The organism is Bacillus sp. XF8 (assembly GCF_017498755.1).
In the GTDB taxonomy this organism is placed as follows: Bacteria; Bacillota; Bacilli; order Bacillales; family Bacillaceae_G; genus Bacillus_A; species Bacillus_A bingmayongensis.
In genome coordinates this window covers 21,627-42,493 of record NZ_JAGDQK010000043.1, presented here as the reverse complement: position 1 = coordinate 42,493, position 20,867 = coordinate 21,627, and the positions used below count along the sequence as shown (strand labels likewise).

Sequence of the window (20,867 nt, the reverse complement as noted above, 5' to 3'; positions counted from 1 at the left end):
AAACTATTCCGCGTGGTAAAATTTACTTATAATAAATATGAGGAAATTAGACTAATAAAGGGTGGGATTTTATGAAATCAACAGGGATTACTAGAAAAATTGATGAATTAGGGCGTATTGTTATTCCCATGGAGCTTAGAAGAACTTTAGGGATCGAAGAAAAAGACCCAATGGAAATCTTTGTAGAAGATGATAAGATCATTTTACAAAAATATCAAGCTCATCAAGCGTGTATGATAACAGGAGATGTTTCAGAAAGAAATTGTTCTCTAGCAGAAGGCAAAATTGTTCTTAGTCCCAAAGGTGCCGAACTGTTAATAAAAGAATTACAGCAATATCTTGTGAAATAGAAAAATATTAGTAAGAACTCTACATATTGGACTACCCCCACTTAACGACCTTGCAATTTGTTTGAAGTGGAAAATTCCTGCGAACACCGATGTATCCACCAGTTATCTTAGCAGGCTCTGCCCGTAGTTCCTACGGTGAGAACTTAAGTATCTTGTATGTTGACTCACCACGCTTCCTACTTTAAGCTTGATTTTCGCAACTTCGGCAAGCGTGGGGCGATAGAGCGTTGAAGATTTTACGATTGCAACGATTTTTCTGCAACTAACCTCATATCTTCAGTATTCAAAGAGCAATCTGTACAAGTATATGAAAGCAAACATTTTGGCTTACGCCAACCGACATTCATCTCCCACCTATTTGCTGGTGCTATCGCGCCTTCACGAAAAATTGAAGAGGGAGACTTCTGTCGGAAAATGATAAAGAAGCTACAATAGTAACAGTAGCATTTGCATGTGTAGAGGACTATCTTATAAAATATAGTTAAGAAAAGAAAGACAGGGAGAGGAAACCCATGTCCACAAAATTAGTAAATTTACGAATTGATTTTGCTTTTAAACAATTATTCGGAACAAAAGGGAATGAAGAAATCTTAATTGGATTTCTAAACGCCATTTTAGAAGAATCTTTAGATACACCTATTTCATCACTACAATTGGAAGACCCACATCTCCATAAGTCTTATGAAGATGATAAGTTATCTATTTTAGATTTATTAGCAACACTCAACAACGGAACACAAGTGAATATAGAAATTCAGCTTTGAAATACACATGACATGGTAAAACGCTCTTTATATTATTGGAGTAAACTCTATACATCCCAAATGCAGGAAGGGATGCCATATCGTTCTCTGCGAAAAACAATCACTATTAACTTGTTAGATTTTATATTATTTTCTCATGATGAATCATTTCATACCATCGGACAATTATGGAATGTTAAAACACAACAGGTATTAAGTGATGATATTGAAATCCATTTTGTAGAGATTCCAAAATTAGTGAAACAATGGCGTGAAGAAAAGGTAAATCCGTGGGAAAATACATTTGTCCGTTGGATGTTATTGTTGCCAGCCCATGAAGATGAACACTTAACTCAGACATTGGAGGAGATCGCGATGAATCAAGATCCAATTTTACAAAAAGCAATGAATAAATGGGAAAATATGAGCCATGATTCTTCTTTCCGCACAGCTTATGAAGCACGTAAAGAAATACTTCTAGATGAACAAGCTAAAATAGCTCATGCACATGAGGAAGGTAAATTAGCTGAGCGTGCACAATTAATCCGTGGTATGCACAAAAATGGAATGCCGTTAGAAGATATTGCAAAATTTACTGGTCTAAGTACAGAAGAAATACAAAAATTACTACTATAATTACTTTACACCTAATTACAATTAGGTGTTTTTTTTGGTTCTGGTGCAAAGCTTGCATTTATTGAAAGAGATGTATAGATTTCTAATGGAACCTGTTTTTATGCAGTAATTCTAAATAGTTGATGAATGAACTTCACTTGACTTTGGACAGACTTTTCTCGCAAAGCAAGTTGTCCTTTTTTTAGAGTACTAGTATCAGTATATCCAAGTTTAGAGGATTACTTGCAAAGTTTATGCCTTTTTTCCAAAAATGTTATAAAATCCACCGATTAACAGTGCCAAAGTAGAAAATAAATAAAATGGTATTATACCTCTACAACAAATAAACATACCAATTGCGGATAATATCATTAAGATTCCAGCTTCTTTATGCGCTTTTTTAGCTCTTATGTATCCATACATTCCTACAATAGCAGAAAATATTCCTGTATAACCTATTATGCTATAAAGATTAGTTGATCCTGAACCATATTCAAAATCCCCAATGAAGATAGAAAATAGCGAACTAAGTATCCCTAAAATTATACCGATAAGCGCTACAGTATCTTCACCTGTTCTTCCCAATATAAATCTCCACCCTACATTCATATATATTGTATATCCATAATACAATTAACATTTATATATAATACTTTATCATATTTATTAACAACTCTTAACTCATTTCGAGATGTATCATAATAATGAATATAACCTGTTTCCAATTGTAATTTTTTCTGTTTATGATAGGAAATGCTTACTTCTAGATTTTCAGACATTGCCCCACACACAACATCATTTATTTCTTCTAATTGTTGCTCATCTATAATAGGCATTGATATTTCATTTTGTTTATCATATATTTCATTTAATCCTTCAAATTGCTCTTTTATGGCTGAAAATGGCGCCCATCTCATCATACCTCGATCAATCATGACTTACATTCCTCCTTATGCTTTGTGACCGCCTATTTTACCGTTTCTTTCCCTTTGAGTAGCCCCTTTTATGTAGCTAATACCTCTCATAATTGAATTCTTTCCATGTTTATGACGAATAGCATCCATTGTTTTTGCTAATTTCCTTTGAGCATCTTTTCTTGAAGTATCTTCAAACAAAGACATCTGGATTGCATCGTCTCTGGTCAAATTTTTTAAAGTTATATGTATTTGGCGAACTGGATGTCCCGAATGAAACTTTTTTAACAACTGTAAACACGCTTCATAAACCTCTTCAGTTAAACAGGTTGGCTGTTCCAGAGTGATTGCTCGCTTAAATCCTCCACCAATATATTTGCTATAGCCTATTCCAAGCTCAACCGTCCTACAGCATTTATCCATAGATCGTAGACGAAAACAAGTTTCCTCAATCTGTTCTAAAATAAGTACCTTCAACTTATTGAAGCTATAACAATCCTCTAATAAGATTTGTCCTTTTGTTATGGACGTACTTTTAGGTATGTATTTATTAGCAATACGGCTTTCATCGATACCAAATGAATAACGATGTGACTCTTCACCTTTTACCTTTCCAAATCGCTTGATTAAACGCTCTTTGGGCGTGTTTGCAACATCCTTCAAGGAAAACAGTCCCATGCCATGTAATGCATCCTGGGTAGCTGATCCGATTCCCCATACATTTTTGAGTGGCTTGATATTCCAGAGTTTCCTTGGAACATCATTGTATGTCCACATAGTAATCCTGGAGTTTGAATGTTTACTTTCCACATCTAGAGCAACTTTTGAAAGGAATAGATTCGGCCCAATTCCAATAGACGCAGTTATGCCAGTTCTATCATATATTTCTCTTTGAATCCTTTTAGCAATTACAATTGGATCACGTCCAAAAAGATGGGCTGTTTGTTGCATGTCTAGAAAGCACTCGTCTATTGAATAAACGTGTAGATCTTCCACCGCTACATACTTCGTATAAATTTCTGTGATTTGATTTGAAATTTCAACAAACCTTCTCATTGTTGCATTTACGATAATTATATTTGGGTCTCTTGGTATTTCGTATAATCTGGTTGCTGTAGAAATCCCTAATTTTTTCAGTTCAGGAGTGGCAGCCAACACAATTGATCCATTTCGATTTACGTCTCCAACAACAGCTAATTTCACTTTTAATGGATCTAGTCCTCGCATAACACAAGCACAACTAGCGAAAAATGAACAAAGGTCGATACAGAATATCATTCGATTCATGCATTTTGAGTAATCGAACATCATTTTACCCTCCAAAACAGAACACTCGTTCTTATTATAAGCCTATTGTTTTGTATTATACAATCCTTTTGTAAATAATTTTTAATAGCAATACGATACGTGAAATTATTGGTGATTCTTCAAAATTCGACCACTGAACAATTTTATATCTCTTAATTTATTAAACTTATTTTCATTTCTTCACAAATTAAGAAAAGCTTAAACCCTTGTGTACCAATGGATTTAAGCTTTTTTATTTTATAGGAATACTCGTTGCAACAAGTGGCCATTAGGCTAGTGTATAAGCAACTTGTAGCTATTACTATGAATGCTAGATTCCTCAAAATTATTACATATTTTTTTAATTTCTCTTTTTATTATTCTATGCCTTGCTGTAAAACATAATTCCATATTTATGAACAAAAGTTTAGATTTATGGAATATTGTACAAGCTATTAGTACGATATTATTAATCAGGAGGGATTTCCAATGTTTGGCCTGGGGAAAAAAAGAACTCCATTTGGTAACTATTTAGATCGTAGAGGAATCAAACAACAATGGTTAGTACAAAAGACTGGATTAAGCAAATCATTAATAAGTGATTTAGCAAACAAAAAAGATCGTGTTCCAACTTTTACATCAGCAACAAAAATAATTAAAACACTAAAAAAATTTGATAAAAACATTGATTACCATGATTTTTGGGACATAAATATCTAGAGTTTTTTAAAACATGTCTTCCATCACGAACGTTCTCATAAACACATTTTGTTTTACAGCATATTGCTCTAACTTTGATTGCCGATAATCTGATAGTGTGAAAAAGATAATTACTGGAACAATAGCATTCTGTCTTTTATAGATATCTGTTATATGGCCATATAACTGTATTTTATGTTCGTTTGCTTTCATATGTTGCATGCGGTCTATTTCAACAAGATGAGGGACCTTACCCTCAAAATAAGTTGCATCGGGAACAATTTGATATCGCTGTCCGCCGGTTGAAAATTCTATCGTTTGTTCTGTTTTCCACTCCGGAAACCCTAGCCACATCCAGGCTTCATTTCTCATTAATATGTGCTGTAATTGACTACTTTTTTTCACTTCTCTTGTAACCCCCAATAAACTACGCCCTTTTTTATTGAGGTAATAAACATGCTCACGAGCTATTTTTGTAATGTGGCAATACGGGTGCATATCCTTTAATACACGATTTGCATTTCGAATACTTCCCAAACAATGAATCGCCTGTAATTGTCTCCTAGTTGCAAAATCTAACTTACTCAAAGTGGATAAAATCTCGATTTGTCTCGCTTTCTGTTTGAGTGTTTGATGCCTCATTTTGTTTCACCACCCTATATTTCTTTAGTAAATTCCACATATCTTTATCCTCCAAATAAGGTACTTGGATTTCTTCTGTACGATCAGTTTTAAATAATGCTCTTCCTGGAAGGGAAGGTAAATCCTCAAGCCCTGGTTCATCTAAAGCAACTTGAGAAGCAATTGCTGTTGGTAGTCGAAATCCTAATTTCGCATCAGCATTTTGTTTAATCTGTCTTGGTAGCGTATCAGAAGTAGGATATTGTGTACAAAAGATAAGCCGAAATCCTAAACCTCCTCCAATCCTTGCGATTTCAGATAACATCTCCTGACACATAAATAATAAGTCACGTTGTTTTTTAGATAAGCCTTGTGTCGGACAAAGGTTTGCTCCTTCATCAACAATAATGAAGTGCCGCTCTTTGATGGATGTATCTATGATATTCGTAAAATAAGATGTCTTCATCATTTCAATTCGTTTTACCATCATCTCACGCACTCTGACTAACATTTCTAATGCCTGTTTTGGGTTTTTAGCAACTTCCTCTACTTGGGACAGATCCCTATAAGGGCTAAATTCTAATCCTTCTTTTAGATCGATAATAAAGAAATTCACATGTTGAGGTTGTTGTAAAATTAAACTCGTCATCACATTTTTTAGAAATACTGTTTTTCCAAAACGAGTCATACCCGACACACACATATGAGGGGTTTTCTCGAAATCATGATATACATGGTTATCTAACGATTTCCCTATCATAACGCTCCATGTTTGCTCTTTTAGCAGATCCTTAGACCAATTCCACTTCTCAGGTATTTTTTGCTTAAATACTCGAATATGAAGCTCTCTCTGATGAAACAATATTTTAACAGGCTTATATAGTCCTTCTTCTAATACTTCAGCTAACTTTTTAATAAGTTGACTAGGTACACCTAAAGGTAGCTTGTAGACATAGTTCTTACTTATGTTATCTTCTATTTCTTTTATAAAAATGGGGTATTGTAATTCTCCTTTATGCTGTACGCAGATCTTTGCAATTTCAAAAAAAGTAGTAATTTTTTTCTTATCACTCATCTCTTTACCCTTATAAAAATAAGCAACAGTTAAAAAGGTTGCTGGAATTAATAAGAGTGACAACATTTCCTCCATACCTCCTTAAGGTAGTTGAGCTTGTATGGAAGGGGAAAAATACATCTAATAGGTGCACTGTTATCCTATTTTTCAACTACCATATGTGATACTAGCGTAGAAACACATCTAGCATATCCATTAGCACGTACCAAACACTTCCAATAAGCAAGCATTTGAGACCTGCACGCAGTAACCAACCTGGAAGGTAAAAACCATTCCTTTTCAGTAATTTAATTCCTAAAACCGAAGCACCTGTCACACCATATACAACCCCTAATTCTCCAATGATCGTCATGTTAACTCCGTCCTTTCAGTTTAATAGACAGATTCCCTTGATTATCTTTGTACAATTGATAATCATCGAGTAATTCATTCCAACTTAATGGATACTCGTCATCATTTAGGTATTCCTCAATTTTACGACTTAGATAATAATAACCACGATACTGTGAATCTAGATATACATTATGCCGTTGCATATGCTCTTGTATAGCGCATATGTTTTCTTCACCTTTAGTGCTTTTATACATTTGATTCAATGTTCGAGAGGAATAAAGATACGGTGTACTATACAACATTTGATATTGATTCATATGTCTCACCATCCATATAAAATTCTAGGTACACTAATACATATGAGTGCTATCCATATTATTGAATTTGTACAAAAAATAAAATATCTACTCACAAAGGACAGTTATGTATATACGAAGAATGTATGTTGCAACAGGGAAAAAGAGGAAAGAGGTGACGTTGCTTGTTAAAGTCAAAAAAATTCATCATTCCGTTATTAATATTTACCTTGTTGGCTATATTCGTTATCGAAAAAAGAAGGGTTATTTTTCAAGAAGAGAGCCCCATACCATTAGCCATAGGAATGTCAAAAATGATTTTTCAAGGGAAAGAAATAGTTGAAATAGAACAAAACGAAGATCGATATTCAGATGTTTCTCTTTATTTAGTAAAACATGGGAAAATGGAGCCTTTCATAAAGATGCTAGAGAAGGATGGTTGGAAATTCGTTGAGCAATTAGAATATGAAAATGCTTTAATTTTTGAAAAGGGGAATCAGACTCAAAGTATTTCTTATAGATACTATACAAGATATTACACAATACTCGACTCTTATTAAGATGAGGTGTACAGTCTTCAAACGGAGAAGACTATGCTATAATATGAAAAAATAATTGTGAAGTTAGGGTGGAGGCTATTACTCCTTCTTTCTATTTTGGAAAGAAAGGGGGTGAAAAGCCATGGAAGTACTTCTTGAATTTCTAAAAGAAATTATAAAGGGGATCGTTCGTGAAACGATTACACACCTCTTTAAGAAAAACATTTTAGAACACAAGAAATCCACCCTATCATCTCGCCGTCGGAAGCGTAAAAAGGGTGGATTTCGTAAGAAAAAATAAGTTATGATAGCCACCACCTTGACGGTAGCAGTTATCCAAAAAGGAGCACATGTTGGTAGCATGTTGCTCTCTTTTTTATTGTATGGCTTTATTAACTGAAGTATACCTTAGTTTGTATGTATATTATAGCATGTACAATGGGATTTGCAATTTCCAAGTTATTTAGCATTACCAGTATTTTTTTTAATCACTATTCTTAGGTTATTCCTCCCTTATATCATTGAAATTAAGTTCGTTCTTCTTTTCTTATTTTTTTACCTAAATTCATACTAGGTTTAATTGTAAAAATATCAGTATATTTAAGTTCAATTAATTCTATATAAGTTTTGTAGGTTGTAAAGAATAATAAATATGTCGGTCTTGCAAGTGATCGTGATTGATAAATAACATGAAATACATATCTAGGAACATCTATTTTAAATCGGTTTTTATTTTCTAATCGTTTTAATTGACTATAAATATCTTTTAAGGGTTCGTATTCTGGGTAATGGCTTCAAGCAAGATTGCTCTTTCGTTCTTCCTCACGTATCAAAAAACCTAATGCTTCTGATCTATGTTCAATCATTTTACGTTCAAATAACTTTTCATTAAGTTTCAATTCTCTACTTGAGTACAAAATAGTTATTTCGCCTTGATTCTTTTCTTTAACACATACTTTGAAGGCTGGTATTTTTAAATCTAGATAAGCGTATTTATACTCTTTACTCTTTTTATTCTTATAGAAAATTTCTAAAGCTACTTCTTGCCCTTTTTCTTTTCCGTTCTCAATAATGAGAATAATATATTTTCCAGTACTTATGAATGATGCTTTCACCATTTCCAGTTTTGCTTACTTTACAAGTAGTATCACTTCTATGAGAAAAATGTTTTCGGTTAATCGTACCATGTTTTATGACAAGCTCTTCATTACATTCCTCACAATAATATTTTAAATTCTTATCTTTTGTAGCATCGTCTATATGAATAGGTGTTTCTAAATCATCCGATAATGCATAAGTAATTAAAACGCTCATCAGTTAACACTCCTTAAAAACCCTAAATACTCATACAGCTTAATCCCTCTATATCTCATAGCCAACTAATCTCCTACTTTAATAATTTTTCATTCCTTTTGTACTTTAACTATTAGCTGGAATAAAACCATACCTACTGATTAACTCATTTCCTGTAAAACGGCAATAATTTATTTTTTCCTGTATTTCTTTCTTAGGTTCTATATTATCCAAAATGATAAATTGGACATTCCCCTTATAATTGCTTAAGGATTCAAAGAATGCATTCTTAACCTCTTCTCTCACCTTTTGTTCACTTTCGTCTTCTGTTACATCCTTTTCCTTATATGTTGTTAAAGGAGAGTCTAAAATTACTACTTTTGGGTGAGGCAGTCCTAGCTTTATCGCATACTTAAGCACACCTATTACGAAAGCAGAATTCAGTATGGATGCGTATCCCTTTCCAAATCCTTCTTTATCTTTTCCATTTATCACTATGTCCTTCTTTCTTTCATCAAATTTCACATTAATTTCTTCTTCAAGTTGCCAATCGGTCAGTATGTCTTGAACTATCTGCGTGAAAAGATTTAGGCTGTTTTGGTTTATGTCGTTGCTAAATTCCACCTTAACTTTTTTTGCATTAATTTTATTCTTAAGCTCTTCTCATCTAATTAAACATGATAAGTTGAAGGCTGTTGTATTATCCGATATAGAAGAATTAGCTGTTAAGTCTGTTAATATTATCGAGACTACTAGGATTATTTTGTTTTATAGTATGCTTAAAATTTAGGGTTAAATTTATTAAGTAATAAAATCTTATATAAATATATATCTTATATATATTAAAAAAATAAAGATAAAACTTATATAGGACTAATAAATATGATTTTATCTCTATTGTAATAAGGTTTTTGAGCATACCATAACGTAAAAAATCATAAATAGCAGAATCTAACGACGGAAAAATAAGATTTGTTAAGATATAAAACCTACAAATAATCGTAAATTACATCAAGCGTCTCTACATAAAAACTGAAATAAATTGATACATTATTAAATATATTTATTCAAGCCCTAAATTTCGAACTCATCCACTGTATGTCCACAATTTTACAATACTTACTCACAATACATTCACAATATAGGCTAACTAATCAACACAATTAGAATTTGTCACATTACTCACATAAATATTGATGATTTTTGATAGGTAAAGTGCCAAAATCCCTTTATTTCAATAATAATTACAAAATATTATTCACATTAGGTTCTATTTATCTACTTACCCACGAATTTTAATGTTTTCCTTATGATTTTTTGTAGGTATTTGTATGTATTTTAGATGAAAATAACGTGTTTATTTAAGTACAGATCTGGAAAATTAGTTAATTGAAGTACAGTTTTGTATAGGAATGTATAAAAAAAGACTCTATTATAAATAGAATCTAGTAAAGGTGTCTATGAGAAGAAATCAGTAGAGGGCTTTTATAGAATGAAATCAACACGAATAGCCCTCTATTTATAATTTTTTCAAAATAGAGAGCGGAGTATCGTTAATTTTTTTCCATAACTTCAAGTACTTGTTCAGCTGTTGTTACTTGAATACCAGCGCGTATTAACTGTTCAAAGGCACGCATAAAAGTAATCAAATTGAAGTTATCTGGCACTTCAATAACGCGAAGCTTTTCTTTAGGTAATCTATCTATCTTTTCAATGAACAATTCGCGAACATCACTAGGAATAAAGCGTTCTTTATGTCCTCTTGCTTTTAGGAGTTCACGTATTTCTATTTCTAAAGCCATATAAGCATTTAGATTTGTACCTTGTTCATAGGCGTACTTTCTAAACAACGTTTCTTCTTGATACTTTAGATAGTTACGGTGATATGATTCCTCTGTAACAGGTACAGCAAATTTGGATTTTAGTAACTCATATGTTTTACGGAACAACTTTTTGATGTTTCGAAGAGAATACATAGAGAAATGTAATCCGAAATCAAATACAGCTTGCTCTTTTTGTTCTTTTGGAACATGTTGTGTAATAAGCGGATAAATACCTTCTTTTGCTGCTGTATCAAGAATTTGATATTGTGATGTTTGATTTAATAGTTTTTTCAGTGTGTACACTAACTTACTTGGATATTCTTCATTACGATCTATCATGTCACGTAAGCCGCGAATAACACTTCGAATTTGTCGATGACAAGTATACTTGAGTACATGAATAAATTTATTCATGTCTTGTGCAAATTCACCGATATTCAGTTCTTGAAGCACAGATTCAATAAAACGAGCTTTTCGTGCATACGTAACCTTTGGCGTGAATGGATCGCGATACTGTATTTCTCCAGCTTCTTTTGTACATAAGAAATCTGTATGTAAGGATAGATATAAAGTGGTATATCTTTTTTTATTTTTAACCCCTTTTTGTAATTTGCAAATTTTGAATAGGGGACTCCCTGTACATGGTAATGCAGTTGTTAGCTCTTTCATAACTGCACGGATTTGATGTGGGTATTTCTTATGTAAAAAGCGGTACATCCCACCAAAATGAGTTGTATTTCCTCTTTCATCTTGCTTGTCTAAGGAACGTTTAAGAGTCGTTTCGCTGTGCTGTTGCATAGCAATGTCCAAGAATAGCTTTTTGGCTGCAACTGACATCTCAAAGAAAGCCTTAGTGAACACGACCGGGCTAATATAAACGTAAGGGTTTGCCTTGTCAGTTTCTTCGTTCATAAAATGAGTTAGCTTAATGGTATAGCGGCCATCTAATTCATTTTCCATTGCAATAATGTTATGTAAACTTAATTTCTTTAATGCAATATAGAATTGAGAATGCTTTATATAAGCAAATTCCTCTTTATATTGCTTGTAATCTTCCCACATCATATGTACTGTTACATTAGGAATAATCCCGTTCGTGTAACATTTCTTGTGTAGATATAAGAAGACTTCTAAATCTGCATTTGTAATACCATATAATTTATGTTTTCTTCCCATTGTTTCTGAAATAGCAGATAGTGTACGACGTGAAAAAGATGGTTTCGCCTGAGCCACAAATCCGTCTACATCAGCAATACGTTCTTCAGATGTCATATGGTTTAAAATATCCTCAAGGTATGTATCTTTATAGCTGTAGTATTTCTCTTCAAAAGCTTCAACAAGTTTTTGCCAAGATTTTAGTGTGACTAAAACTGCATTTGTAGCTTGTCCATTTAGACTACGTTGATTACGAATAATAAATGATTGTCCCATCCTTTTCACCTCCTACACATAAATTAAGAAATATATGCCAAAACAATATAAAATATACCAATTATGATTATAGCAAATCGAAAATTGATGAAATGTGCCCCTTTAAGAGGAAAAATGAAAAGATGAAATGCGTGTTAATCCCTTGTGTATCAAGGGGTTTGAAGATTTATCAATTTTTTTTTATGGACATCATACCGCTATGGATTTTCATCTTTGTAGAAAATCAAAAAATCATTAGAAAAAACATCATAAACATTAATATAACAGCGTTTATGGGGTTCTCTTATAAAAACGAAAGGGACATCATATAGCTATAGATTTTCATATTTTCAACTATGAAATTATCCGTAAAATAGCCCTTAAACGTTGATATCAAAGGGATAGGACCTAAAATCTTTAATTTGAGAAGGGACATCATATAGCTAAAGTCTTTTCATCTTTTCATAAAAAAAGGGACATCATACCGCTACAGGTTTTCATGTTATATAAATAGTTGAAAATACAAGAAAAGGGTAGTGAATGTATGATATCAAAGGATTTATAGAGGATTTTCATTATTTAAAAGGGACATCATATAGCTATAAGTTTTCATGTTTTTAACTATGAAATCATTCGTAAAACAGCCTTAAACGTTGATACTAAAGGGATGAAACCTAAAAACTTTAAATTTTAAAAAGGACATCATGTAGCTAAAGTCATTTTCATCTTTTCATAAAAAAGGACATCATGTAGCTAAAGTCATTTTCATCTTTTCATAAAAAAGGGACATCATGTAGCTATAAATTTTCATGTTTTCAACTATGAAATGATTCGTAAAACGGCCCTTAAGGATTGATACTAAAGGGCTGGAACTTAAAATTTCTAGTTTTAAAAAGGACATCATATATCTATAAATTTTCATGTTCCAAATTATAATTACAAGAGAAATTCTGTTATATCAAGCTTTAATCTTCTATTTCAAAAGATTTTGTGCAGGTGAACGGGTAATGATATAGCTACAGATTTTCATGTCTATGAAAAATAAGACCAATAGAAGAATCTATGAAAAAAGTTAGGATATTACGTAAATCCTTGAATTAAGTCGTATTTTGATTTTACAAATTGAGTTGGTCTTGTATAATCATTAAAAGGGATGACCATAGGTGTGAATACTAAAGTCCTATAAAGGTATAACGTAGAAAATTTCAAATAGAATATTCTGGCTATCTTTCTTTCTTGTTATTTAGAAAGGGACATCATATAGCTAAGTATTTTCACGTTTAGATAATATTTATTAAAAGTATGTTAGGAGCAAAATATATATGGAAGACGTTCTACAATTGTTTAGAGATGCATTATCAATAACAGAACCACTTTATAAACAGAACGAGCAATTGTGGCATAAATGGAATTCTTACTATGTAGACGTTGAAGCAGATAATAGTAAAATTGTAACTTCAGAATACCTTTCTCCATCATTTTCAATGCTTGTAAAGTGGGTACAGCAGCAACAAATAAAAGGGATTTCATCTTTAGATATATTTAAGAATATTGATACTTACAAAGTAACGATTCATGAGACATTAGATGTCTTTATAGCACAGGAGTTTCGCAATGATGAAACAGATAATACTAAAACACATACACCAGTAGTCGAGCCTGATGCGAATATAGTGGATGAAAATTATTTGGAAGTAAATAATTCGGCTGTTTATTATAAGTTAAGAGATGGGATAGCGAAGAATCAATTTGAGGAAGATGAAAATACAAAATTAAAATCATATCCCATTGAAACAAAAGATAGTAATGGAGTAGCACAGCTATCATCTCATAAAGATGAAGACCTAAGATTAACGAATATTGAAGAAGCCGCAAGATGGAATACATTAGTAGATGGTGTAATGAGTAATATGGATGATTTAACAGCAGACGTACTAGATACCATCACCATTCAATGGCTAAATGAAGCAAACACACCTGATGAATTTATTGATTTTTCATATGAACAAGTTTTAGAAATGTGCAGTATTTCAAAAGCAAAAGCAAATGGTGTTGAATATTATAGAGTGGAAGATAAGATTAAGGTAGCTAAACGTATAGCGGCTCTAGCAAGTATTTTTATATACTTAAATGATGAGAATGAAGTAGTCGTACTAAATGATCGCGCTGAAACCGGGAAACATTATGAAGTAAAGCGTGAAGTAATTAAAAGGTTATTCGTATTAGATTCTGTAGTGCTTTGGAGAGATAAAAATACCAATGAATACATGGGTATAGAATCGTGCCGAATTAAACCGGGCAGTTTCTTATCCAGTTATCTATATGGATCTAATAGCACTACGGCACTATTATCAAAAAAGGCCCTTGAGTATAATAGCTATAGACACAAATATCATAAAAGATTAATTCGTTATTTGACATGGCAGTGGAGAATTCGCCAAATGTTTTCTAACTTGAAAAGGCCATATTCCATAGGGGGAGATAAAGGGTTATTAGCAGTAATGGGCATTAACCAAAAGCAAAAGCCTAACCGTATTCGTGATCAATTAGAAAATGTTTTAATTGATTTAGAAAAAGAAGGTGTAATTTCCCATTGGGGATATGATAAAAGTTTAGATGAGGAACAATTGACGAAGAAGAATTGGTTTAAAAATTATTATTCACAGTTAGGAATAGTAATACTACCACCTAAAGAATTAATTCATTCAATGGAAAACTTAGCAAAGAAGAAGATTATAGATGTAATACATGAGGAAAATCAGCCAGTAAAAACTGAAGAAAAGCCCTTAGATATGAATAGAAATGAACAGTTAATTCGGGATAGAATAGAGTTTATGCATCGGAGAAAGAACATAACTATGCGAGAGCTCTCAGCAGAGATAGGCATATCACAGCCTACTCTTTCAAGATTCTATAATAAAAAAACAAAGCGTCTCTCTGGAACTGCGAGGGACAAATTAAACCAATGGTATAAAAGACAAATGATTATTGATAAAATGTAAGCTAAAGCTAAAAATTAGTATTAAAAAGAGTCCTAGAAATAGGACTCTTTTTAATGTAGTTATTGAATTTGGTGGTTTTAAAATACACTACATAAATATAGAAATAGGGATATTTCTATATTATAAAGAAGCTTATAGTAGTGAAATGTGGTACATGCAATAGAATCAGCAATTTATATTACTCCAGTAAATTTTTCAAAGGCTCCCCCCTATACCTCCATTTCTGATAGCATAGGAAGGGATATAGGGAAATATCCAATTATAGAAATAGGGATATTTCTGTATTCAACAAGGATTAGACCTTTTTGATTTTTAGGCTATATTAAATAGCGTTATTGATACTTTTCCGTGCTCTGTCGAAGAAACTTATGATAAATTTAAATTATCAATTTTTACCAAATTCACATATGTTATTCCACTAATGGGTATAAGGAGTTATGGGATGAAGGAAAATTTAAAGGTAGCATGGATAGTTTCGTGGTTTGCCCTTTTGGGTCAGTTAGTATTTTTTATAGGAGTGTCGTTACTCACTGAAAATTGGCGGTATGTAATGTGGAGTTTTATGGTCAGTATGATTGTAGGAGTTCCGAGTATAATTCACACATATAAGTCCCAGAAAATTGCGGATACAAAAAGGTAGAAGGTGCCTAAGTAGGTTTATACCTATCCTTCTATTATATCAGCTAAGGAGTGCATTCCTTGTTCAATATACGGAGTCTTTAATGGAATAAGAAAGGAAACTTCCGGCAAAATTGGAGTTTCCTTATTTTTTGTATTAAAAATCAACAATATCATTTAACATAGCTACTATTGAGTCTAATATTTCAAAGTTTACATTGGCAGTTTCCTAGATTTAATATAAAAATAATAGACAAGCCCATTATTTTTATTGATTAATGGGCTTGTCTATTATTTTTATGTTAGGACATTTAGTTGTTAATAAATTAATGAATTCTTCTTCTTTTTTTGGTACACAAACTGTTAAAGTATTAAATAATCCATACATAATTTCTAAACGTTGTCTTGACCAATTTTTTGAGTTCAATGATTTTCCTTGGTATTTAATATGTTGAATATCTTCAAAGGGAATTTCAGTATTTGTAAAATAATATTTGATAATTAATGATTTGTCAGTAATTTTATAAGTAGATCTGTAAATAAATAAAAAATTGATTATGTTTAATAGAATCATACAGCTAAAGTAGATATTTTTTGTGCCATGTTCGAAAAGCATAGCAATAAAAATGAAAATAGTTAATAGAAATATAATCATATGAATAGGATTTTGTTTAATCTTAAATTTCATTCATGTTCACCGCCTTATAGCAAGTATAGGAAAAAACGATCATAATATCAATAATTCTATATATAAATATAATTTCTTGTATAAAGTAAACTTTTAATAAAAGGTTTACTTTCATTATTTATATAAAAATTATTTAATATTTAAATTAATTGTATTAAGAATAGTGTAATATAGCTAGAAGGAGATGATTTTATGTTAAAAGTAGAACAAAACAAAGTGGGTTTAATTTCAGGAATTAGTTTATTAATATTGGTTTTTGCTAATTCTTTTATAAAAAGTGATTTTTGGGTCATTTGTATAGATGTAATTTTAGCTTTGGTTAACTTAGTTTTATTTATTATTTCTAGAGATATAACAAAAACTAAATTACTTAGAAAAATGGATAAGTTAGATGAAATAAAATAATTTTTTGCTATTTTTTAAGGATGGAAGAGGACTAATGTGAGATCGTCTTCCATTTTTTGTTTTCTGATAATATTGTTTTAGTTGAATGTAGATTTAAATGATTTAGCAAGAATTTAAATATGTGAACTATTAGTTTACATCCATTAGACTAATGGGTTTTAATCAAACCTAATTTCAAAGCTACACATTTTTGGGTGGAGAAATAGGAGTATCTTCGCTATTTTCGGTAACAAAAGTAGGGATATATAGAAATAGGGATATTTCTATATTGTAAAGGAGATTATATCGGTGATATATGGTACATGTAATAGAATCATAGAATTTACGAATAATGCCTAAACCATTGATGTCAAAAGAGATTAACTACAATAAAAATAAAGGATATTCCAGATTTTGAAGAGATAAAAAAATGGCGCTACTAGCTTATAAACAATGGGGGAATACTGATTAGTGGCCCAGTGTTATTGTTATGGCTTTAAAACAAAGTTTGATAATTTGTAAAAAAGTTTGTTCAAAAATCCTGTGTTGATGTGCAGGATTTTTTCTTGTTCCGCAATCGGGCCAAATTGTTGAACAAGGGATATTTTTAAATGGTAATATAAACAGAGACGAATCTAAGTGTGAAGGGAGAAATATCATGAGTGAATTAGAAAATGATATTGTGTACAAAACCTGTGTTCCGACTGGCGTTGAACTAAAAGACACCGGATTTGGATATACGTTGTCCTTAATAGCCGGTAAATATAAAATGATCATTATATATTGGCTGTCTGAAAATAAGGTTATGCGATACAATGAGCTAAAGCGAAGTATCGGTGCCATTTCCTTTAAAACGCTAAGCATCATGTTAAAAGAGCTAGAGGCAGAAGGCATTGTCATACGCCAGGAATTTCCCCAAATACCTCCAAAAGTTGAATATTCATTATCTGACCGTGGTCTTTCTCTCGTTCCATTATTAAATATGATGTGTGAGTGGGGAGAGAAAAATCGTTTTCCAGCTATGGAGGATGTACAGCGGTAGCTAGCTATTTTGTTTAAATCAAAAGAAGTATCTCTTCAAGAAGGAGATACTTCTTTTTTATAGCTTTTATACAGCTACCTATTACAGGTTTTCAACAAAATTCAAATAATCCTGAGCGCTTTTTTCCAATTCGCTTGTACCAGGCTCATTTTCTTCTTCTTCGTTTCCACCCGGCTTATTTTCTTTACCATAAAACGCAAAGTACGAACGATAATCTGCATTGCAATACAGGAATGTCATTTTAAATGGAACTAATATTTGTTCAAGTGTATACTGATATCTTCCGTTTTCACTATAATCCTCTTTTTTGATTCCTGCAGTTACACCTAAAGCAACTTTACGATTCTTTAATTTATCCCCTCCATTTGAACCATAAGCCCATCCATAAGCTAAAACATCGTCAAGCCATTTTTTAAGGAGAGGCGGACAATTAAACCAATGTATAGGGAACTGCAAAATAAGATTACCATGTGATTCAACCATTTTTTGTTCTTTTTGCACATCTATGTTTCCATCAGGGTAAACCTTAGACAATTCGTGAACAGTATACTTTTCCGGATATTTTTTCAGTTCTTCTACCCATCGCTTATTAATGACGGAAGTTTCTATGCTGGGATGTGTTACAATAACAAGTGTTTTCAAAGATTTGTCCTCCTTAAGTATTATTTATATCTTGATAATAAAGTGAACACTGTAAATATGTAAGTATGCACTTTTAGTACAGGTACTTACATAAAGGTGAGTGTTAAATCAGTTATAAAAATATTTATTCTATATGGGAGGACCAGAGAACCTATTACCCGCAAAGTAGAATAATTACATTCACGGGGACACCGTACGATGTACGAAAAGATCGAGTACTAAGTCATTTTTTCATTATTCAAGAATAGGGCGCGATTGTGGAGCAACATAGATAGGAAATGACCAAACTTTTTTATAAAAGAATGAACCGACTGAAAATATTAAGAGCGTGTTTTGATCAATCTTTTTTTTAAAACACTCTCTTTTCTATGATCGTTTATCAAGGTTATTAGTATCAATTTGATCAAAATTTATTTTAAAGCAACAATTGTAGCTATAGAGATAAAGCGATTGATGAAGGAATATCATGAGGAAGTTGCAGTGGCGAGAGAAAAGAATAAGTCGTGAAGGAAGTTCTGGTGACGATATTTTTTTAAACCACAAAAAATATAGAAATATCCCTATCTCTATGTAGGGATATTTCTATATTTCTAAATCTCTGTTAATAATTTAAATTTCCTTTTCTGTTCGAGAGTTAATTGATTTTCTACATAATGATGTATAAGTAAATCAATTATTTGATGAGCATATTTCCTATTAATGAGTTTCATTAGTACTCCAAGCTCTTCCTTAGATGGGCTAGAGATTTTAATACTGCCCTGTTGGTTTTTAAATTCCTTTTTCTCTTACACATTTACGTGTCTTTACTCATTTTTAGGTGAAGAAACAGAAGCATCTTCGCTATTCTTGATAACAAAAGTAGGGATATATAGAAATAGGGATATTTCTACGGTGCAGGAGAAGGGCACAGCGATGATATGTGGTACATGTAATAGAATTATAGAATTAACGGATAATGCCTAAACCATTGATGTCAAAAGAGATTAACTACAATGAAAATGAAACTAAAAGGATATTCCTGATCTTGAAGAGATAAAAAGAATAGCGCTATTAGCACAAAAATAATGGGGTGTTACTACTGATTAGTGGTGTTGTGTTAGTGTAGCTAAGTAAAAGGAAAATATTCAACAGTTAGCTTTAGAGACAAAACGATTGATTAAGGTGTTAAGTGACAAAAAAGTTGTTTAATTCTTATTGGACTAACAGGTAGGTTAGTTGAAGGGTGTTAGTTAACTTATGTTTAACAATTGGGCCAGATTGTTGAGAAATCCTCTCAAAGAGAGTTAGTTATTTATGTTAAAATATTGCGAGTGAAATTAGGTTCTTAACGATTTCATCAAGTATCAAGCAAAATAATTCAGAAACGAAGAAGGGACAGTACTAACATGGAAAACGTATCAAATGTAGATAAATTGGAATCAATAAAATCTTTACAATCGACAATCAGTAAACTCGAAAATGCCTTGTCACAGATGACTCAGAAAGGCGCAAATACTACCTTAGTAAAGAAACGACTCAAAGCTGTTTGCATCGGCTTAGCAATGCTAGAAAACGTTTGGAATCAAAGACCCCATCATTACACCCAGGAAGATTTAGAGGAAGCTCGTAATGTTCTTACTGGTTTGCTTCCATCAATTAAGAGCATTTATGATAAGTCAAAGGCTGGTAGTCCCCAAAGAACGCTTTTAGAAAGAAGAATAAAAGCGTTGAAACTAGCTATCCAAGTGATTGACAATTTTTCTAATTAGCTATCCAAGTGATTGACAATTTTTCTAATAAATAACTTATATAACTATATAGAGTAACGGGTGCTTTAGTTCAATAAGAATTAAACAACTTTAAGGAGCCTTACTACAAAAAATGTAGCAAGGCTCTTATATTTTTATATCGAAATTAAATAACTTTATTATCACTTTACATAAGGAATATCATGAGGAAGTTCTGGTGATGATATTTCTATATCTCTGCTAATAATTTAAATTTCCTTTTCTGCTCAGAAGTTAATTGATTTTCTACATAATGATTTATAAGTAAATTAATTATTTCATGAGCATATTTCTTATTAGTGAGTTTCATTAGTGCCCCGAGTTCTTTCTTAGATTGACTAGAAATTTTAATACTGCCCTGTTGATTTTTAAATTTCTATATCTCCTGCAAGTTCAATTATTTTTGCTCATTTTTAGGTGAAGAAACAGGAGTATATTTGCTATTTTTTATAACAAAAGTAGGGATATATAGAAATATCAACTTATAGAAATAGGGATATTTCTATATTGTGGAGAAGATCACAGCAATGATATGTGGTACATGTAATAGAATTATAGAATTAACGGATAATGCCTAAACCATTAATTTCAAAGGTGATTATTTATCCTTCATTCTATAATTAACAATGATTATTAGTAGTTTGGATTTGGAATAAAGTTTAAATGTTTTTACATCAAAACCTTAATAATTCATGCATGACGCAATTTGCTGGATTGTGAACTTGAA

21 protein-coding genes and 4 pseudogenes are annotated in these 20,867 nt (G+C 31.8%); 9 read left to right on the top strand and 16 right to left on the bottom strand.

The window, feature by feature from the left end; genetic code table 11:
• The first annotated feature begins 71 nt into the window (after nt 1-71).
• On the top strand, nt 72-350 hold the full coding sequence (locus J4P91_RS23675) for an AbrB/MazE/SpoVT family DNA-binding domain-containing protein (protein WP_207996030.1): 279 nt from the start codon (nt 72-74) through the stop codon (nt 348-350).
• A gap of 512 nt (nt 351-862) precedes the next feature.
• Nucleotides 863-1,729 (top strand): annotated as a pseudogene (locus J4P91_RS23670) (Rpn family recombination-promoting nuclease/putative transposase).
• A gap of 98 nt (nt 1,730-1,827) precedes the next feature.
• On the opposite strand, the pseudogene J4P91_RS29610 reads toward J4P91_RS23670, so the two are convergent.
• The 4 genes and pseudogenes from J4P91_RS29610 to J4P91_RS23655 all read right to left on the bottom strand — a co-directional run.
• A pseudogene (locus J4P91_RS29610) lies at nt 1,828-1,914 on the bottom strand (IS6 family transposase); the annotation flags it as partial.
• A 46-nt stretch (nt 1,915-1,960) separates the two neighbouring features.
• Complete coding sequence (locus J4P91_RS23665; RefSeq protein ID WP_207996029.1) at nt 1,961-2,293, bottom strand: DUF4064 domain-containing protein; 333 nt, start codon at nt 2,291-2,293, stop codon at nt 1,961-1,963.
• 20 nt (nt 2,294-2,313) lie between these two features.
• Nucleotides 2,314-2,643, bottom strand: a complete 330-nt coding sequence (locus J4P91_RS23660) for a YolD-like family protein (protein ID WP_207996028.1) — start codon at nt 2,641-2,643, stop codon at nt 2,314-2,316.
• 15 nt (nt 2,644-2,658) lie between these two features.
• Nucleotides 2,659-3,930: a Y-family DNA polymerase gene (locus J4P91_RS23655; protein ID WP_207996027.1), complete on the bottom strand. Its 1,272-nt coding sequence runs from the start codon at nt 3,928-3,930 to the stop codon at nt 2,659-2,661.
• 468 nt (nt 3,931-4,398) lie between these two features.
• Here J4P91_RS23655 and J4P91_RS23650 point away from each other — a divergent pair, with 468 nt between their 5' ends.
• Nucleotides 4,399-4,629 (top strand): helix-turn-helix transcriptional regulator, encoded by a 231-nt coding sequence (locus J4P91_RS23650; protein WP_174103940.1) that lies wholly within the window; start codon nt 4,399-4,401, stop codon nt 4,627-4,629.
• 6 nt (nt 4,630-4,635) lie between these two features.
• Here J4P91_RS23650 and J4P91_RS23645 read toward each other — a convergent pair whose 3' ends face one another.
• The 4 genes from J4P91_RS23645 to J4P91_RS23630 form a co-directional block, all read right to left on the bottom strand.
• Nucleotides 4,636-5,250, bottom strand: coding sequence for a replication-relaxation family protein (locus tag J4P91_RS23645; RefSeq protein ID WP_207996026.1), 615 nt, complete (start codon nt 5,248-5,250; stop codon nt 4,636-4,638).
• A complete protein-coding gene (locus J4P91_RS23640; RefSeq protein WP_207996025.1) occupies nt 5,189-6,370 on the bottom strand; it encodes an FtsK/SpoIIIE domain-containing protein in 1,182 nt (393 codons plus the stop codon). Before J4P91_RS23640 ends, J4P91_RS23645 begins: the two co-directional genes overlap by 62 nt.
• Before the next feature lie 100 nt (nt 6,371-6,470).
• The gene (locus J4P91_RS23635; protein ID WP_207996024.1) at nt 6,471-6,656 is read right to left on the bottom strand and encodes a hypothetical protein; all 186 of its coding nucleotides are present in this window, start codon (nt 6,654-6,656) and stop codon (nt 6,471-6,473) included.
• A gap of 1 nt (nt 6,657) precedes the next feature.
• Nucleotides 6,658-6,954, bottom strand: a complete 297-nt coding sequence (locus J4P91_RS23630; RefSeq protein WP_207996023.1) for a hypothetical protein — start codon at nt 6,952-6,954, stop codon at nt 6,658-6,660.
• Between the two features lie 164 nt (nt 6,955-7,118).
• Here J4P91_RS23630 and J4P91_RS23625 point away from each other — a divergent pair, with 164 nt between their 5' ends.
• Together J4P91_RS23625 and J4P91_RS23620 are read left to right on the top strand one after the other, a co-directional pair.
• Nucleotides 7,119-7,493, top strand: coding sequence for a hypothetical protein (locus tag J4P91_RS23625; protein ID WP_207996022.1), 375 nt, complete (start codon nt 7,119-7,121; stop codon nt 7,491-7,493).
• Between the two features lie 121 nt (nt 7,494-7,614).
• A complete protein-coding gene (locus J4P91_RS23620) occupies nt 7,615-7,773 on the top strand; it encodes a hypothetical protein (RefSeq protein WP_207996021.1) in 159 nt (52 codons plus the stop codon).
• A gap of 493 nt (nt 7,774-8,266) precedes the next feature.
• Here the strand turns inward: J4P91_RS23620 and J4P91_RS23615 are convergent, their stop codons facing one another.
• The 4 genes from J4P91_RS23615 to J4P91_RS23600 all read right to left on the bottom strand — a co-directional run bounded on the left by J4P91_RS23615 (nt 8,267) and on the right by J4P91_RS23600 (nt 12,019).
• On the bottom strand, nt 8,267-8,590 hold the full coding sequence (locus J4P91_RS23615; RefSeq protein ID WP_207996020.1) for a hypothetical protein: 324 nt from the start codon (nt 8,588-8,590) through the stop codon (nt 8,267-8,269).
• Nucleotides 8,538-8,786: a competence protein CoiA family protein gene (locus J4P91_RS23610; protein WP_207996019.1), complete on the bottom strand. Its 249-nt coding sequence runs from the start codon at nt 8,784-8,786 to the stop codon at nt 8,538-8,540. The genes J4P91_RS23615 and J4P91_RS23610 overlap by 53 nt, the downstream gene beginning before the upstream one ends.
• Before the next feature lie 105 nt (nt 8,787-8,891).
• A complete protein-coding gene (locus J4P91_RS23605) occupies nt 8,892-9,290 on the bottom strand; it encodes a hypothetical protein (protein ID WP_207996018.1) in 399 nt (132 codons plus the stop codon).
• 1,028 nt (nt 9,291-10,318) lie between these two features.
• Nucleotides 10,319-12,019 carry a hypothetical protein gene (locus tag J4P91_RS23600; protein ID WP_207996017.1) on the bottom strand — a complete coding sequence of 567 codons (1,701 nt, stop codon included), beginning with the start codon at nt 12,017-12,019 and terminating at the stop codon, nt 10,319-10,321.
• Nucleotides 12,020-13,320: 1,301 nt separating this feature from the next.
• On the opposite strand from J4P91_RS23600, the gene J4P91_RS23595 reads away from it, so the two are divergent.
• The gene (locus J4P91_RS23595; protein WP_207996016.1) at nt 13,321-15,000 is read left to right on the top strand and encodes a helix-turn-helix domain-containing protein; all 1,680 of its coding nucleotides are present in this window, start codon (nt 13,321-13,323) and stop codon (nt 14,998-15,000) included.
• An 886-nt stretch (nt 15,001-15,886) separates the two neighbouring features.
• Here the strand turns inward: J4P91_RS23595 and J4P91_RS23590 are convergent.
• Nucleotides 15,887-16,306, bottom strand: a complete 420-nt coding sequence (locus tag J4P91_RS23590) for a PH domain-containing protein (protein ID WP_207996015.1) — start codon at nt 16,304-16,306, stop codon at nt 15,887-15,889.
• 192 nt (nt 16,307-16,498) lie between these two features.
• Here J4P91_RS23590 and J4P91_RS23585 point away from each other — a divergent pair, with 192 nt between their 5' ends.
• Together J4P91_RS23585 and J4P91_RS23580 are read left to right on the top strand one after the other, a co-directional pair.
• Nucleotides 16,499-16,711 carry a hypothetical protein gene (locus J4P91_RS23585; protein WP_207996014.1) on the top strand — a complete coding sequence of 71 codons (213 nt, stop codon included), beginning with the start codon at nt 16,499-16,501 and terminating at the stop codon, nt 16,709-16,711.
• A gap of 637 nt (nt 16,712-17,348) precedes the next feature.
• The gene (locus tag J4P91_RS23580) at nt 17,349-17,732 is read left to right on the top strand and encodes a winged helix-turn-helix transcriptional regulator (protein ID WP_243763983.1); all 384 of its coding nucleotides are present in this window, start codon (nt 17,349-17,351) and stop codon (nt 17,730-17,732) included.
• An 81-nt stretch (nt 17,733-17,813) separates the two neighbouring features.
• Here the strand turns inward: J4P91_RS23580 and J4P91_RS23575 are convergent, their stop codons facing one another.
• On the bottom strand, nt 17,814-18,374 hold the full coding sequence (locus J4P91_RS23575; RefSeq protein WP_207996013.1) for an NAD(P)H-dependent oxidoreductase: 561 nt from the start codon (nt 18,372-18,374) through the stop codon (nt 17,814-17,816).
• Nucleotides 18,375-18,964: 590 nt separating this feature from the next.
• Nucleotides 18,965-19,159 (bottom strand): annotated as a pseudogene (locus J4P91_RS29105) (hypothetical protein); the annotation flags it as partial.
• A 600-nt stretch (nt 19,160-19,759) separates the two neighbouring features.
• Here J4P91_RS29105 and J4P91_RS23570 point away from each other — a divergent pair.
• Complete coding sequence (locus J4P91_RS23570; RefSeq protein ID WP_207996012.1) at nt 19,760-20,122, top strand: hypothetical protein; 363 nt, start codon at nt 19,760-19,762, stop codon at nt 20,120-20,122.
• Nucleotides 20,123-20,330: 208 nt separating this feature from the next.
• Here J4P91_RS23570 and J4P91_RS29790 read toward each other — a convergent pair.
• Nucleotides 20,331-20,516, bottom strand: a pseudogene (locus J4P91_RS29790) (hypothetical protein); the annotation flags it as partial.
• Nucleotides 20,517-20,867: the final 351 nt, after the last annotated feature.